The following is a 14,642-nucleotide window of genomic DNA, read 5'->3' on the forward strand; positions in this document are numbered from 1 at the left end:
CGTTCCGCCGCGCAGGTTTCACCCGATGCCGTAATATTCAGCGATTATTATTCTGCTTTCTTTGAAAGTCTTATCGAACCCAACCATCAACGCCGCGACAATCTGACCTAAAGTCGTTCAAAAAGAACAGCATACGCCGGTATTCAGCAAGGATCTTGCGCCCCGCATCGACTCCATGGCAGAGTCACTTTTCCTTGCCAGAACAACAGCCTGCTTTCTAGGCTATCGGCAACGGAACCACCAAGGCCCGCCATGTCTTCTACGTCGCATCGAAGGGATGGCACCAAGGGAAAACCAGAGTAACGCGACGGGTTTCTGACATGACAATCACCTTTCGGCTGAACGGTGAAGAGGTCGCGCTGACGGAGGTTTCTCCGACGGCGACGCTGCTGGACTGGCTGCGCGAAGAGCGCGGGCTGACCGGCACCAAAGAAGGCTGCAACGAGGGCGACTGCGGCGCCTGCACCGTGATGGTGACCGACGCCAAAGGCGCCAAACCGCTCAATGCCTGCATCCTGTTCCTGCCGCAGCTGCACGGCAAATCCATCCGCACCGTCGAAGGCGCGGCCGGCCCCGATGGCCAGCTGCATCCGGTGCAGGAGGCGATGATCACCCACCACGGCAGCCAATGCGGTTTCTGCACGCCGGGGTTCATCATGTCGATGGTGACCGCCCACAAAAATGGCGCCTCGGATCACGACGACCAGCTGGCAGGCAATCTCTGCCGCTGCACCGGCTATGCGCCGATCATCCGCGCCGCCGAAGCCGCCAGCGCCGAACCCGTCCCCGACTGGATCCACGGCGAAGATGCCATCAGCCTGCCTGACACAGGCGGCGATGCCACGTCTCTGCGCCCCACCTCCGCCGACCAGCTGGCCGCAGCCTATGCTGCCCGCCCGGACGCGACGCTGATTGCAGGCGCCACGGATGTCGGTCTCTGGGTGACCAAACAGCTGCGCGATCTGTCGGATGTGATTTTCCTTGATGGCTGCGATGACCTGAAAGAGATCACCGAACAGCCCGACGGCAGCCTGCGTATCGGTGCGATGGTGGATATGAACCAGCTGCGCAGCGCCCTCACCGCGCGGCATCCGTCTTATGGCGAAATGCTGCGCCGCTTTGCCAGCCAGCAGGTGCGCGCCGCCGCCACCATCGGCGGCAATATCGCCAATGGCTCCCCCATCGGGGACAATCCGCCTGCGCTGATCGCACTTGGTGCAACGCTGGAGCTGCGCAAGGGCGACAGCCGCCGCAGCCTGCCGCTTGAGGATTTCTTCATCGACTATGGCAAGCAGGACCGCCAGCCCGGTGAATTTGTCGAGGCGATCACCCTGCCCGCACGCCTGAAGGGGCAGACCGATGGCTTGCGCGTCTACAAGCTCTCCAAACGGTTCGATCAGGATATCTCCGCCGTTCTGGGCGCCTTTAACCTGACGGTCGACGCCGGCCGGATCACCGCCGCGCGCATCGCCTTTGGCGGCATGGCGGGCGTGCCCAAACGCGCCAGCCACGTGGAGGCCGCCCTGATTGGTCAAGACCTGTCGGCCGCAACACTCGCCACCGCGCGGGGCGAATTTGCCCGCGACTTCACCCCGATGAACGATATGCGCGCCTCTGCCGATTACCGGCTGGAGGCTGCGGCAAATATGCTCGCACGCTACTTTGACGATCTGGGCCAGACAAGCGCACCCACACATGTGCTGGAGGTGAAGTGATGGCTGTTGCAAAACCCCTCCCCCATGATGCGGCACGGCTGCATGTGACCGGTCAGGCGCGCTATGTCGATGACATCCCGACCCCGCGCGACACCCTGCATCTGGCCTTTGGCCTTTCAACCGTGGCCCATGGTGACATCACCGCACTGGAGCTGGACGCCGTGCGCCAGAGCAATGGCGTGGTTGCCGTGCTGACGGCGGAAGATCTGCCGTTTGACAATGACGTCTCGCCGTCTGCCCATGACGAGCCGCTGCTGGCCAAGGGGTCTGTCCACTATATCGGCCAGCCGGTGTTTCTGGTGGTGGCAACCTCCCATCGTGCTGCGCGGGTGGCCGCGCGCAAAGGTCAGGTCAGCTACGCCGAACGCCCGGCCCTCCTGACGCTGGAGGATGCGCTGGCCGCCGACAGCCGGTTTGAAGACGGCCCACGCATCTACAGCAAAGGCGACGCAGGCAGCGCCATCTCCGCCGCCGCCCATGTGGTCGAAGACACGTTCGACATTGGCGGGCAGGAGCATTTCTACCTCGAAGGTCAGGCCGCCCTCGCCCAGCCGCAGGAAGATGGCGGCATGCTGGTCAACTCCTCGACCCAGCACCCGACCGAGATCCAGCATAAGGTGGCCGAGGCCATCGGCCTGCCGATGCACAGCGTACGGGTTGAGACCCGGCGCATGGGTGGCGGCTTTGGTGGCAAGGAAAGTCAGGGCAACGCGCTGGCCGTCGCCTGCGCCATCGCCGCACGCGCCACCGGTCGGACCTGCAAGATGCGCTATGATCGCGACGACGACATGACCATCACCGGCAAACGTCACGCGTTTCGCATTTCCTACCGCGCGGGCTTTGACGCCGAGGGGCGCATTCTGGGGGTTGAGTTCACCCATCTGGTCGATTGCGGCTGGGCGCAGGATCTGTCGCTGCCGGTGGCCGACCGCGCCATGCTGCACAGCGACAACGCCTATGCGATCCCCGCGATCCGCATTGAAAGCCACCGGCTGAAGACCAACCGGCAGAGCGCCACCGCCTATCGCGGCTTTGGCGGTCCGCAGGGGATGGTCGGGATCGAGCGGGTGATGGATCACGCGGCCCATAAGCTGGGGCTGGATCCGGTCGATCTGCGCATGAAGAACTATTACGATGCCCCCCAAACGGCGGGCGACGGGGGCGCTGCCCCCCGGCCTGCGGCCTCCCCCCGGGATATTTCCGGCCAGAAGATATCCGGCCAGAAGACGGACAATACCACGCCCTACGGGATGGAGGTCACCGATTTCGAGCTGCACGGGATGACCCGGCAGCTGCTGGAGAGCGCGGATTATGCCGCGCGCAAGGCCGAGATCGCCAAATGGAACGCCGGGAATGAGCGGCTCAAGCGCGGGATTGCGTTTTCTCCGGTCAAATTCGGCATTTCCTTCACCCTCACCCATCTCAATCAGGCGGGTGCGCTGGTGCATGTCTATCAGGACGGCTCGGTCCATCTGAACCATGGCGGCACCGAGATGGGGCAAGGCCTGTTCCAGAAGGTGGCACAGGTGGCCGCCAGCCGTTTTGGCATCGGGCTGGAAAAGGTGAAGATCACCGCCACCGACACGGCCAAAGTGCCCAATACCTCGGCCACCGCCGCCTCCTCCGGCACCGATCTAAACGGGATGGCAGTAAAGGCCGCCTGCGACAGCATTCGCGACCGTATGGCCGATCATCTGGCCGAGCGCTATCAGGTCACCGCAGCGGAGGTGGTGTTTGCCGATGATGAGGTGCGGATCGGCGCCGAGGCCCTGCCCTTCGCCCGTGCAGCACAGATCTGCTATGAGGGGCGTATCAGCCTGTCGGCCACCGGGTTCTACAAGACGCCGAAACTGGAATGGGACCGCATTCAGGGCAAGGGGCGGCCGTTTTTCTACTTTGCCTATGGCGCTGCGATCACCGAAGTTGTCGTCGACCGCCTGACCGGCGAAAACCGCATTCTGCGCGCCGACGTGCTGCATGATGCCGGCGCCTCGCTGAACCCGGCGCTGGATATCGGCCAGGTCGAAGGCGCCTATGTGCAGGGTGCCGGCTGGCTCACCACAGAGGAACTGGTCTGGGATCAGACCGGCAATCTGCGCACCCATGCGCCCTCGACCTACAAGATCCCCGCCTGTTCGGATCGCCCCGATGTGTTCAATGTGGCTCTTTGGGACGGCGAGAACCGCGAGGACAGCATCTATCGCTCCAAAGCGGTGGGAGAGCCGCCCTTTATGCTGGGGATTTCCGCCTGGCTGGCGCTTGGTGATGCGGTCGGGCACTTCGCGCCCGCCTATCCTGCGCTCAATGCCCCCGCCACGGCGGAGGAGATCTGGCGCGCGGTGCGTCGCATCGCGCCGGGGGCCTGAGCCATGGGGTTTGATCTTCAGGATCTGCGCCGCAGGATCGGCGCCTATGGCACGGTGGTGCGGGTGGTGATTGCCGCCATCCGCGGCTCTTCCCCGCGTGAGGTGGGCGCCGCCATGCTGGTCTGGGACGACGGCCAGTCCGGCACCATCGGCGGGGGCGCGCTGGAGCATGAGGCCGCCGAGGCTGCCCGCCGCCAGTTGCAGGATGGCAAGACCCGTTTGCAGACCATCCGCGCGCTTGGCCCGGATCTGGGGCAATGCTGCGGCGGCTCCGTCACCCTGTGGAGCGAGATCTACCGCGCTGCCGATCTGGACCGGCTGGATGGCGATGTGATCCTGCGCGCCCTGTCCACCGAGCTGGGCGAGCCGGGCGAGCCGCCCCTGGGCCTGCGCCGCAAGCTGGCGCTGGCCCGCAGCCAGGGGCAGCGGCCCGACGCGCAGCTGGCCGACGGCTGGCTGCTGGAACCGGTCCATCGTGCCGAAACCCCGCTGTGGATCTGGGGGGCGGGCCATGTCGGCCGCGCTCTGGTTGATGTGCTGGCGCCGCTGCCGGATCTCGACATCATCTGGGTAGATACCGGCCCTGACCGTTTTCCCGCCCAGATCCCGCCCTCAGTCACCATGGTTCCGGCGGCGGAACCTGCGGCACTGGTGCCGCATGCCCCTGAAAATGCACGGCATTTGGTGCTTACCTATTCCCATGCGCTGGATCTGGCGCTATGCCACGCCTTATTGCTGCGCGGCTTTGCCTTTGCCGGGGTGATCGGATCTGCCACCAAATGGGCACGGTTCCGGTCGCGGCTGGCGGATCTTGGCCACCGGCCCGAGCAGATCGCCCGGCTCACCTGCCCGATCGGGGATCCCGGCCTTGGCAAACATCCGCAGATGATTGCGGTCGGGGTCGCGGCAGAGCTCTTGCGGATGGGCGCAACAGACGAGTTGAAGAAGGACAGACGCGCGTGACCCAACCTCTCCTGAGCCTGCAAGGTTTGACAAAGGCCTATCCTGGTGTTGTTGCCAACGATACGGTCTCCTTTGATATCGGCGCGGGAGAGGTTCATGCCCTGCTCGGCGAAAACGGCGCCGGGAAATCGACGCTGGTCAAGATGATCTACGGGCTGGTGAAACCGGACAGCGGCACCATGCTGTTGCGCGGCGCCCCCTATGCCCCGGCCGAGCCGCGACAGGCACGGGCGGATGGCATCGCGATGGTGTTTCAGCATTTTTCGCTGTTTGACGCGCTGAACGTGGCGGAGAACATCGCCCTTGGCATGGAACAGCCGCCTGCCCTGCGCGATCTGGCCAGCCGCATCCGCGAGGTTTCGGAAACCTATGGCCTGCCGCTGGATCCCTATCGCACGGTGGGCGATCTCTCTGCCGGCGAACGCCAGCGGGTGGAGATCATCCGCTGCCTGTTGCAGGACCCCAAGCTGCTGATCATGGATGAGCCGACCTCGGTTCTCACCCCGCAGGAGGTGGATATCCTGTTCCAGACCTTGCAGAAGCTGCGCTCCGAAGGCACCTCGATCCTCTATATTTCGCACAAGCTGGAAGAGATCCGCACGCTCTGTGATCACGCCACCATCCTGCGGCTAGGCAAGAATGTCGGCGAATGTGTCCCCTCTGAAACCTCGGCCCGCGATATGGCCGAGCTGATGGTGGGCACCGCGCTGCAGACACCGGAGCGCGCGGGCCGCGATCTGGGCGATGTGGCGCTGGATATCACCGGCCTGTCGGTGCCTGCGCCCTCGGCCTTTGGCACGGCGCTGAAGAATGTGCATATGACCGTCCGCAAGGGCGAAATCCTCGGCATTGGCGGGGTGGCGGGCAATGGCCAGGACGAGCTTCTGGGCGTGCTGTCCGGCGAAACCACCACCGCTGCCGATGCGGTCAAGATGCATGGCGCGCCGGTCGGCCACCTTGGCCCTGTTGCGCGTCGTCGCCTGGGTATTCTGGCCGCGCCGGAGGAGCGTCTCGGCCATGCCGCCGCACCGGATATGAGCCTGACGGAAAATGCCATGCTGACCGCCGCCACCCGCGAAGGCCTGTCCAGCAACGGCTTTCTGAAATGGGGGCTGGCCAAGGAATTTGCCGAAAAGGTCATCAAGAATTTCGACGTGCGCACCCCCGGACCTGAAAACGCGGCGCGTTCGCTGTCGGGGGGCAATCTGCAGAAATTCGTCATTGGCCGCGAGGTGCTGCAAAACCCGGAGGTTCTGGTGGTGAACCAGCCGACCTGGGGTGTGGATGCCGCCGCCGCCGCCGCGATCCGCCAGTCGCTGCTGGATCTGGCCGCCGGGGGCACTGCGGTAATCTGCATCAGCCAGGATCTGGATGAGCTGATGGAGATTGCCGACAGTTTTGCCGCCCTGAACGAAGGCCGCCTGAGCGCGCCGCGCCCCACAACCGGGCTGAGCGTCGATGAAATCGGCCTGATGATGGGGGGAGCACATGGGATGGAGGTCGCGCATGTCTAGCCTCGCAGCCGGGCGTGCCCATCCCGGCCGCAGCGCGGGCTGCCGGGTCGGGAGTGTGAGTATTTTTGGAAAGATGACAGGCACGCAGGCACAGATCTGCGACCGGGGGGGACAACAACAATGATCCGGCTAGAAAAGAGACCACAGCCCTCGCGGGTCTGGTCGATGGCGACGCCGCTGGTGGCGGTGCTGGCGACCATGATCGCGGGCGGGCTTTTGTTTGCGGCCCTTGGCAAGAACCCGGTTGAGGCGATCCGCACCATTTTCTGGGATCCGCTGTTTGGCGAATTTGCTTTTTACTACCGCCCGCAGCTCTTGGTGAAGGGCGCGCCACTGGTGCTGATCGCCATCGGCCTGTCCTTGGGCTTTCGCGCGGGCATCTGGAACATCGGCGCCGAGGGCCAGTATATCATGGGCGCCATCTGTGGCGCCGGGGCTGGCCTTGCCTTTTACCCTACAGACTCAGCACTGATCTTTCCCTTGATGGTGGTGGCAGGCGCGCTGGGGGGCTGGGCCTGGGCGATGATCCCCGCAGTGCTGAAAACCCGCTTTGGCACCAATGAGATCCTGGTCTCGCTGATGCTGGTCTATGTGGCCGAGCAGTTTCTCGCCTCGGTCTCGCTGGGATTGCTGAAAAACCCCGAGGGCTTTGGCTTTCCCGGCTCGCGCAACCTGCAATCCTGGGACAGCGCCCATAACGCCGAGCTGATCACGGGCACCGGCATGCACTGGGGTGTTGTGGCGGCGCTGATCGCGGTGATCTTTGCTTATGTGCTGCTCAACCGTCACATGCTGGGCTATCACATCCGCCTGACTGGCGAGGCGCCACGTGCCGCGCGTTTTGCGGGCGTGAACCCCACCCGCCTTGTGCTGTTTTGCCTTGGCTCCTCCGGCGCGCTGGCGGGTCTTGCGGGTCTGTTCGAGGTCTCCGGCCCCTCTGGCCAGATCTCCATCGATTTCAACGTCGGCTACGGGTTTACCGCCATTATCGTGGCCTTTCTGGGCCGGTTGCACCCTGTCGGCATCCTGCTGGCGGGTGGTCTGATGGCGCTGACATATATCGGTGGCGATATCGCCCAGTCCAACATGGGCCTGCCTTCGGCGGCGATCCAGGTGTTTCAGGGGATGCTTTTGTTCTTCCTTCTGGCGCTGGATCTCCTGACCAATTTCCGCATTGCGCTCTGCAAACCCGAGGTGGTGTGATGGGAAACACTGCCACAAATCTCGTTTTCGGCATCCTTGGCGCTTTGGTCGTGTACGCCGTACTGCATCTAGCTGGATTGCAAATGTGGATTATTGCACCGGCAATGTTCTGGTTCATTACTATTCCGGTCATCGTGGCAGTAGCCTTTGTTGGGCACTCAACATCGCAACCTGCACTAAAGCGCGTATTGTCCAGCATAGCCGTCGCAACTGGCTCATTGTTCGCAGCAAGCGGCTTTCTTCTCCTAGCTTTGGCCATGAGGGACATCTGATGGATCTTTCTGCAATCAACCCGGTCCTGCTCATCGCCTCGCTGATGGTGGCGGCCACACCGATCCTGATCGCTGCCATTGGCGAATTGGTGGTGGAGAAATCAGGCGTTCTGAACCTTGGCGTCGAAGGCATGATGATCACCGGCGCCATCGCAGGCTTTGCCACCGCGGTGGAGACCGGCTCGCCCCTGATCGGGTTCCTTGCCGCCGCCGTTGCCGGGGCAGCGCTGTCGGTTCTGTTTGGCTTTCTGACCCTTGTGGCGCAGGCCAATCAGGTGGCCTCCGGTCTGGCGCTGACGCTGTTCGGCCTCGGCCTGTCGGCGCTGATGGGGCAATCCTACGTCGGTGTGAAACCGCCACAGATGAGCGACATCCACATCCCCGTCCTGAGCGACCTGCCGGTGATTGGCCCGATCCTCTTTGGCCATGACATCATCCTCTATTTCGGCATCGCGCTGACCGCCGCAGTCTGGGCGCTGCTGAAATTCTCTCGCGCCGGACTGGTGCTGCGCGCGGTGGGGGAAAACCACGATGCCGCCCATGCGCTGGGGTATAAGGTGATCCGCATCCGCCTGATGGCGATCATGTTCGGTGGCGCCTGTGCCGGTATCGGCGGGGCCTACATCAGCCTTATCCGGGTGCCGCAATGGACCGAAGGCATGACCGCGGGCGTGGGCTGGATTGCGCTGGCGCTGGTGGTCTTTGCCAGCTGGAAACCCTGGCGCGCACTCCTTGGTGCCTATCTTTTTGGCGGCGTCACCGTGGTGCAGCTCAATCTGCAAGCGGCAGGCGTTGCCATCCCGGTGGAGTATCTGGCAATGTCGCCCTACGTGATCACAATTATCGTGCTTGTCATTCTTTCGGCGGACAAAAGCAGCGCACCTGCCGCCCTTGGCCGCAACTTCCACGCCTCCCGCTGACGGGGGGCTTTTCACTGCCCCGCTGTCGGGGCCAATAGATGCAACTGGGGAGAACCTGATGAAACTGACCAACCTTCTGACCAGCGCCGCCGTGGCGCTTGGCCTGGCCACCGGTGCGGCCTTGGCCGAGGACAAGACCAAAGTGGGCTTTGTCTATGTCGGCCCTGTCGGTGACGGTGGCTGGACCTATGAACACGATCAGGGCCGCAAGGCCGTGGTTGCGGAATTCGGCGACAAGGTCGAAACCGTCTATGTCGAGAACGTCGCAGAAGGCCCCGATGCCGAGCGCGTGATGACCCAGATGGCGCTGGAAGGTGCGGATCTCATCTTCACCACCTCCTTTGGCTACATGGATCCCACCATCAACGTCGCCAAGAAATTCCCGAACGTGAAGTTCGAGCACGCCACCGGCTACAAGCGCGCCGACAACGTCTCGACCTACTCCGCCCGCTTCTACGAGGGCCGCGCGGTTCAGGGCCACATTGCCGGCCATATGACCGAGAGCAATATCGTCGGCTACATCGGCTCCTACCCGATCCCCGAAGTGATCCGCGGCATCAACTCGGCCTATCTGCACGCCAAGAAGGTGAACCCCGACGTCCAGTTCAAGATCGTCTGGGCCTTCACCTGGTTTGATCCCGCAAAAGAGGCTGATGCCGCCAAGGTGCTGATCGAACAGGGGGCTGACGTGATCCTGCAGCACACCGATTCCACCGCACCGCAGGCCGCCGCACAGGCCGCAGGCAATGTGATCACCTTTGGTCAGGCGTCCGATATGGCCGAATACGGGCCCAAGCCGCGCGTCTCCTCGATCATCGACAATTGGGCGCCCTATTACATCGCCCGCACCAAGGCCGTGATCGACGGCACCTGGACAAGCAGCGACACCTGGGACGGCATTGGCGCCGGCATGGTTGGCATCGGTGAAATCTCCGATGCGGTTCCCGCTGATGTGAAAGCCTCCGCACTGGAGCTGAAAGCCGCGCTGGCCGATGGCTCCTACCACGCCTTCACCGGCCCGATCAAAAAGCAGGACGGCTCCGACTGGCTGGCCGAAGGCGAGACCGCCGATGACGGCACCCTGGCCGGCATGAACTTCTACGTCGAAGGCCTGGAAGGCGACATTCCGCAATAAGCGGCCACCGCCTTCAGATGACCCGCAGCAGAAAGGCCCGCCAGTCCGGCGGGCCTTTTTCATAGCGGCCGTCGCTGTTCCTCTCGCGCGACCGCAGGGCAAATGCCGCCGTCTAGATGCTGCCCGCCGTTTCAATGACAAGCGCCCGCACCGGCCCATCGGGATGCGCCACATGTTCATCGCCGCTCTCGGCATGAAAGATGTCACCCGGCAGCAGGCGCAGGATACGCTCGGCCCCGTCTATGCGAACATGCATGTCGACCTCTCCGTCCAGCACGACAAAGACCTCAGGGCCATCGTTGACATGCCATTTATACGGCGCGTCGGTCCAATGCAGCCGCACGGTTGCATCGCTTATGCGTTCGATATCCAGCGCGTCCCAGGCCTTTTCGCCCGTAAACGCCGTTGCGGTGATCTTCTTCATGCCCTACCCCCGGCTGCTGTGGTTGATGTGGTTCATCTCAACTGCGATGTTACGGCTGCGGCAACGGATCGGATACTTGCGGTCCGACGTGATCAGCCTGCCAATCGGGGAATTCAACGTGGATCGGACGGACAAACGGATATTGGCGGTTCTGGAACGGAACGCCCGCACCAGCGCTGCCGAAATCGGGCGCCAGATCGGCCTGTCCCGGACCGCGGTTCAGGACCGGCTGTCGAAGCTTGAGACACGTGGCGTGATCAGCGGATATCGGGTTCAGCTATCAGAGCCTCAGGACGACCTGATCCGGGCGGTCCTCTTCGTCAGAATTGCGGTCCGCCCATGCACCGATGCGCTGACCTGGATGGCCTCGCTCGAGGGCGTGCAGGAGGTGATGTCTCTGTCCGGTGAGATCGACGCCATCGTCAGATGTGCCGTGCCGGATGTCGCCGCGCTGACGGCGCTCAATGACAGGATCGGGGCCAGCGACTGGATTGCCGGTTCGAACTCGAACGTGGTGCTGCGCACCCTCCGATAATCCCGCGCAGATGCCGGCCGCAGATCTCGGGTCCGCTCCCGTGTCCGTTCATGGGCCGAACCTCAAAGCGCGCGCGGCCCTGCCCGTCATCTTTCCATAAATACTCAAACCGCCCCGGCAGCGGCGCTGCCCTTTAGTCGCGGCGAAACACCCGCAGCGCCAGGAGCACGCGGGAGGTGGCGGTCACCAGACAGAGCGCGCCAAACACCCAGGCCATCGGTGCAAACCACGCTGGCAGCAGGCACAAGAGCACGAAAAAACCGATCGTCTCCGCCCCCTCCAGCAGACCGCCGGTGAAATAAAGCGTTTTGACCCCGCGCGCCGTGCTTGTCATCTTGTGTTTCTCCGCCAGCACCGCATAGCCGAGGAAACTGGTGCCATTCACATAGAAGGTCATCAGCAAGAACGCCCCGGCCACGCCATTCTGCGCAGGATCCGCCAGCACAAAGGCAAAGGGGACCGCACCGTAGAACAGGAAATCGCAGGTGATATCGAGATAGCCGCCAAAATCGCTTGGCTCGCTGGCGCGTGCCACCGCGCCGTCCAGACCATCGGCCAGCCGCGACAGAAGCAGCGGCAGCAGCGCCAGCGCAAAGAGCGAACAGGCGATCATCCCGGCCGCCAGCAGCCCCAGCGCCAGCCCAAGGAGCGTCACCTGATTGGCACTGATGCCCGCGCGCGCGATGACCTGCCCCTGGGCATTCAGCATCGGGTCGATCAGCGGGCGAATTTTTGAATCGAACATACTCTCCCCTACCCTGCGCACCGGGGCTTTGCCACTCACGATTATGATAGGGCAGAGCCGGTGTCTCGCGCAGATCTCTTTATGCCCCGCGCCGATATTTTGCGCTTTTGATTGCCGCAGATGCGTGCCACCCTCCGCCGCATGAGCACCGAACTGATCAGCCTCGACGGCACCCCCGCAAGCCCCCTTGCCTTTGGCACCATGCAATTTGGCGGCCGCGCCGATGCTGCCCAGTCGGCCGAAATGTACCAGGCCTGCCGCGCTGCGGGGGTGACCCATTTCGACACCGCCTGGGTCTATACCGAGGGCCGTAGCGAGGCGCTGCTGGGCCAGCTGATCCGGGAAGACCGTGACAGCCTGCTGATCGCCACCAAGGTCGCCTATACCGGCGGCGCAGGCCCTGACAATATCCGGCGCCAGCTCGATCAGTCGCGCGCGCGTCTGGGGCAGGACATGGTCGATATCCTCTACCTGCACCGCTACGACGAAGAGACGGACCTGCGCGAGACCCTTGCCTGTCTCGCCGAGCTGCGCGACGCCGGGCAGATCCGCTATCTGGGGCTGTCGAACTTTGCCGCCTGGCAGGTGATGAAGGCGATCATGATCGGGCAGGAATTCGACCTGCGACCCGCCATCCTGCAACCGATGTATTCGCTGCTGAAGCGTCAGGTCGAGGTGGAGATCCTGCCGATGTGCGCTGATCAGGGCCTGCATGTGGCCCCCTATTCGCCACTGGGCGGCGGGATGCTGACGGGCAAATACAGCAGTGCCCAGCAGGCGGGTCACAGCCGGGGGCGGCTGGACGAGGATCCGCGTTACGCCGAACGCTATGGTCAGCCCTGGATGCAGGAGAGCGCCCGTGCCCTGGCCGATCTTGCCGCCGAACTGGAGGTTGATCCGGCCAGCCTCGCCGTGGCCTGGGCCGCCGCCTATGGGCGCAATGTGACCCCCATAATCTCGGCCCGGTCACGCGCACAGCTGCGCCCCTCGCTGGCGGCGCTGGAGATTGAGGTGACGCCGGACCTCTACGCCCGCATGTCGGCGCTGTCACCGCGTCCGGCGCCCGCAACAGACCGGCTGGAGGAACAGCAATGACAACGGTCGACTATCTGATCATCGGCGGCGGGCTTGCCGGTCTGAGCGCCGCCGCCGCCCTTGCGCCACGGGGGCGTGTTCTGGTGCTGGAGCGGGAAGAGGCGCTTGGCTATCACTCCTCCGGGCGCTCTGCGGCGATGTTTGAGGCCAATTACGGCCCCGCGCCGGTACAGGCGCTGAGCCGGGCCAGTGAGGCCCACCACCGCGCCCATGGCTGTCTCAGCCCGCGCGGGCTGCTGCTGGTCGGGCGCGCCGATCAGGCCGCGCGTTTCGAGGCCGATTGCGCCGAGCTGGATCTGACGCCGATTTCGGTTGCGGCGGCCTGCCAGATGGTGCCGGTGCTTGATCCCGAGCAGGTCAAATTTGCGGCCAGCCATGATGCGGCGCAGGATCTGGATGCGGACCTGTTGTTGCAGGGCTTTGCCAGAGAGCTGCGCGCCCATGGGGGTGACATCCGCACCCGCGCCGCTGTCACCGGTCTGGACCGCAGCACCGCGGGCTGGCAGGTGAGCTGCGGTGACGATGTGATCACCGCCACAACGATTATCAATGCGGCCGGGGCCTGGGCGGATGAGCTGGCACAGATGGCCGGGATCGCGCCCATCGGATTGCAACCCAAGCGCCGCTCCATGGCGCGGCTGCCCGCGCCCGGTGGCCACGATGTCACCACCTGGCCAATGATCATGGGCGTCGGTGAGAGCTGGTATGCCAAACCCGATGCCGGCAAGCTGCTGGTCTCGCCCGCTGACGCCGATCCGGTGCCGCCGCAGGATGCCTATGCCGATGACATGGTGCTTGCCGAGGGGCTGGCCCGCTATGAGGAGATGGTGACAACCCCGGTCACCCGAGTTGAGCACAACTGGGCCGGCCTGCGCAGTTTTGTAGCCGATGGCGTGCCGGTGCTGGGGCCGGATCCGGCGGTGGCCAGTTTTGTCTGGTGTGCAGGTCAGGGCGGCTATGGCGTGCAGAGCTCCCCCGCCGCCGGGCGGCTGATTGCCGATCTGGTCACCGGGCAGACACCGGACATCGACGCCACGAACGTGGCCGCGCTCAGCCCGGAAAGGCTGCGCTGATGGTTGTGCGCACGGTGCCCGGAGAGGCCTCCGTCACGCTGCCGGATGCAGGGGCAAAACTCTTTGCTCCGTCGGCGGCGCGCAATCTGGAGCCGATCGCGGATCTTCTGGCCCGGATTGCCCCGCAACCCGACGGTGCGGATGGCCCTCGCCCCCGCGCGCTGGAAATTGCCAGCGGCACCGGGCAGCATGTGGTCGGCTTTGCCGGCCGCTGCGCGCATCTGGACTGGCAGCCCAGCGATGTGAACCCGGCACGCCTGACCAGCATCAATGCCTATACCGGTGACAGCGGCTGTCGCAATATCGCGACGGCGATCCAGCTCGATGCCACCGAAGCCCCCTGGCCTGACGGGCTGGGCCGTTTTGATCTGATCGTGCTGTGCAATCTGCTGCATCTGATCAGCACGCCCGAGGCCCAGACCCTGATCCGCGAGGCCGCGCGCCATCTGGCGGCGGGCGGGCACTTCCTGATCTACGGCCCGTTCATGCGCGGCGGTGAGCTGACCAGCGAGGGCGACCGCAGCTTTCACGCCAAGCTGACCGCCCATGACCCGGAGGTCGGTTACAAGGATGATTTCGACGTGATGGACTGGCTGCAAGACAGCGGGCTGGAGATGCGCCAGGTGATCGAGATGCCCGCCAACAATCTGGCGCTGGTGGCGATACGTCAATCCGGGTGAGA

Annotated in this window: 14 protein-coding genes; 12 read left to right on the top strand and 2 right to left on the bottom strand. The window is 64.1% G+C overall.

Features of this window, described 5'->3' with window-relative positions:
- Positions 1-320 precede the first annotated feature (320 nt).
- From xdhA to VWY34_RS06660, 8 genes are all read left to right on the top strand, one after another.
- Positions 321-1,715, top strand: a complete 1,395-nt coding sequence (xdhA, locus tag VWY34_RS06625; protein ID WP_416544684.1) for a xanthine dehydrogenase small subunit — start codon at positions 321-323, stop codon at positions 1,713-1,715.
- Complete coding sequence (gene xdhB, locus VWY34_RS06630) at positions 1,715-4,081, top strand: xanthine dehydrogenase molybdopterin binding subunit (protein ID WP_416540904.1); 2,367 nt, start codon at positions 1,715-1,717, stop codon at positions 4,079-4,081. Before xdhA ends, xdhB begins: the two co-directional genes overlap by 1 nt.
- Before the next feature lie 3 nt (positions 4,082-4,084).
- Entirely contained in the window at positions 4,085-5,044 is a 960-nt protein-coding gene (xdhC, locus tag VWY34_RS06635; RefSeq protein ID WP_416544685.1) for a xanthine dehydrogenase accessory protein XdhC, read from the top strand.
- Positions 5,041-6,558 (top strand): ABC transporter ATP-binding protein, encoded by a 1,518-nt coding sequence (locus VWY34_RS06640; RefSeq protein WP_340547462.1) that lies wholly within the window; start codon positions 5,041-5,043, stop codon positions 6,556-6,558. Before xdhC ends, VWY34_RS06640 begins: the two co-directional genes overlap by 4 nt.
- A gap of 120 nt (positions 6,559-6,678) precedes the next feature.
- On the top strand, positions 6,679-7,761 hold the full coding sequence (locus tag VWY34_RS06645; protein ID WP_416544686.1) for an ABC transporter permease: 1,083 nt from the start codon (positions 6,679-6,681) through the stop codon (positions 7,759-7,761).
- Positions 7,761-8,033 (top strand): hypothetical protein, encoded by a 273-nt coding sequence (locus VWY34_RS06650; protein WP_416544687.1) that lies wholly within the window; start codon positions 7,761-7,763, stop codon positions 8,031-8,033. Before VWY34_RS06645 ends, VWY34_RS06650 begins: the two co-directional genes overlap by 1 nt.
- The gene (locus VWY34_RS06655; protein WP_340547464.1) at positions 8,033-8,953 is read left to right on the top strand and encodes an ABC transporter permease; all 921 of its coding nucleotides are present in this window, start codon (positions 8,033-8,035) and stop codon (positions 8,951-8,953) included. The genes VWY34_RS06650 and VWY34_RS06655 overlap by 1 nt, the downstream gene beginning before the upstream one ends.
- 58 nt (positions 8,954-9,011) lie before the next feature.
- On the top strand, positions 9,012-10,088 hold the full coding sequence (locus VWY34_RS06660; RefSeq protein ID WP_416542996.1) for a BMP family ABC transporter substrate-binding protein: 1,077 nt from the start codon (positions 9,012-9,014) through the stop codon (positions 10,086-10,088).
- Between the two features lie 112 nt (positions 10,089-10,200).
- On the opposite strand, the gene VWY34_RS06665 is transcribed toward VWY34_RS06660, so the two are convergent.
- Positions 10,201-10,512 (bottom strand): cupin domain-containing protein, encoded by a 312-nt coding sequence (locus tag VWY34_RS06665; RefSeq protein ID WP_340547466.1) that lies wholly within the window; start codon positions 10,510-10,512, stop codon positions 10,201-10,203.
- Here VWY34_RS06665 and VWY34_RS06670 point away from each other — a divergent pair.
- Positions 10,511-11,047, top strand: coding sequence for an Lrp/AsnC family transcriptional regulator (locus VWY34_RS06670; protein ID WP_416544688.1), 537 nt, complete (start codon positions 10,511-10,513; stop codon positions 11,045-11,047). The genes VWY34_RS06665 and VWY34_RS06670 overlap by 2 nt on opposite strands.
- 133 nt (positions 11,048-11,180) lie before the next feature.
- Here VWY34_RS06670 and VWY34_RS06675 read toward each other — a convergent pair whose 3' ends face one another.
- A complete protein-coding gene (locus VWY34_RS06675) occupies positions 11,181-11,792 on the bottom strand; it encodes a CDP-alcohol phosphatidyltransferase family protein (RefSeq protein WP_416544689.1) in 612 nt (203 codons plus the stop codon).
- Between the two features lie 141 nt (positions 11,793-11,933).
- On the opposite strand from VWY34_RS06675, the gene VWY34_RS06680 reads away from it, so the two are divergent.
- From VWY34_RS06680 to VWY34_RS06690, 3 genes are read left to right on the top strand one after another with little or no spacing between them, the layout of a single operon-like run.
- Positions 11,934-12,887, top strand: a complete 954-nt coding sequence (locus VWY34_RS06680; RefSeq protein ID WP_416544690.1) for an aldo/keto reductase — start codon at positions 11,934-11,936, stop codon at positions 12,885-12,887.
- Positions 12,884-13,960 (top strand): NAD(P)/FAD-dependent oxidoreductase, encoded by a 1,077-nt coding sequence (locus tag VWY34_RS06685; protein ID WP_416544691.1) that lies wholly within the window; start codon positions 12,884-12,886, stop codon positions 13,958-13,960. Before VWY34_RS06680 ends, VWY34_RS06685 begins: the two co-directional genes overlap by 4 nt.
- Entirely contained in the window at positions 13,960-14,640 is a 681-nt protein-coding gene (locus tag VWY34_RS06690; protein ID WP_416544692.1) for a DUF938 domain-containing protein, read from the top strand. Before VWY34_RS06685 ends, VWY34_RS06690 begins: the two co-directional genes overlap by 1 nt.
- Positions 14,641-14,642 lie beyond the last annotated feature (2 nt).

The organism is Phaeobacter sp. JH20_02, assembly GCF_048056915.1.
GTDB lineage: Bacteria > Pseudomonadota > Alphaproteobacteria > Rhodobacterales > Rhodobacteraceae > Phaeobacter > Phaeobacter bryozoorum.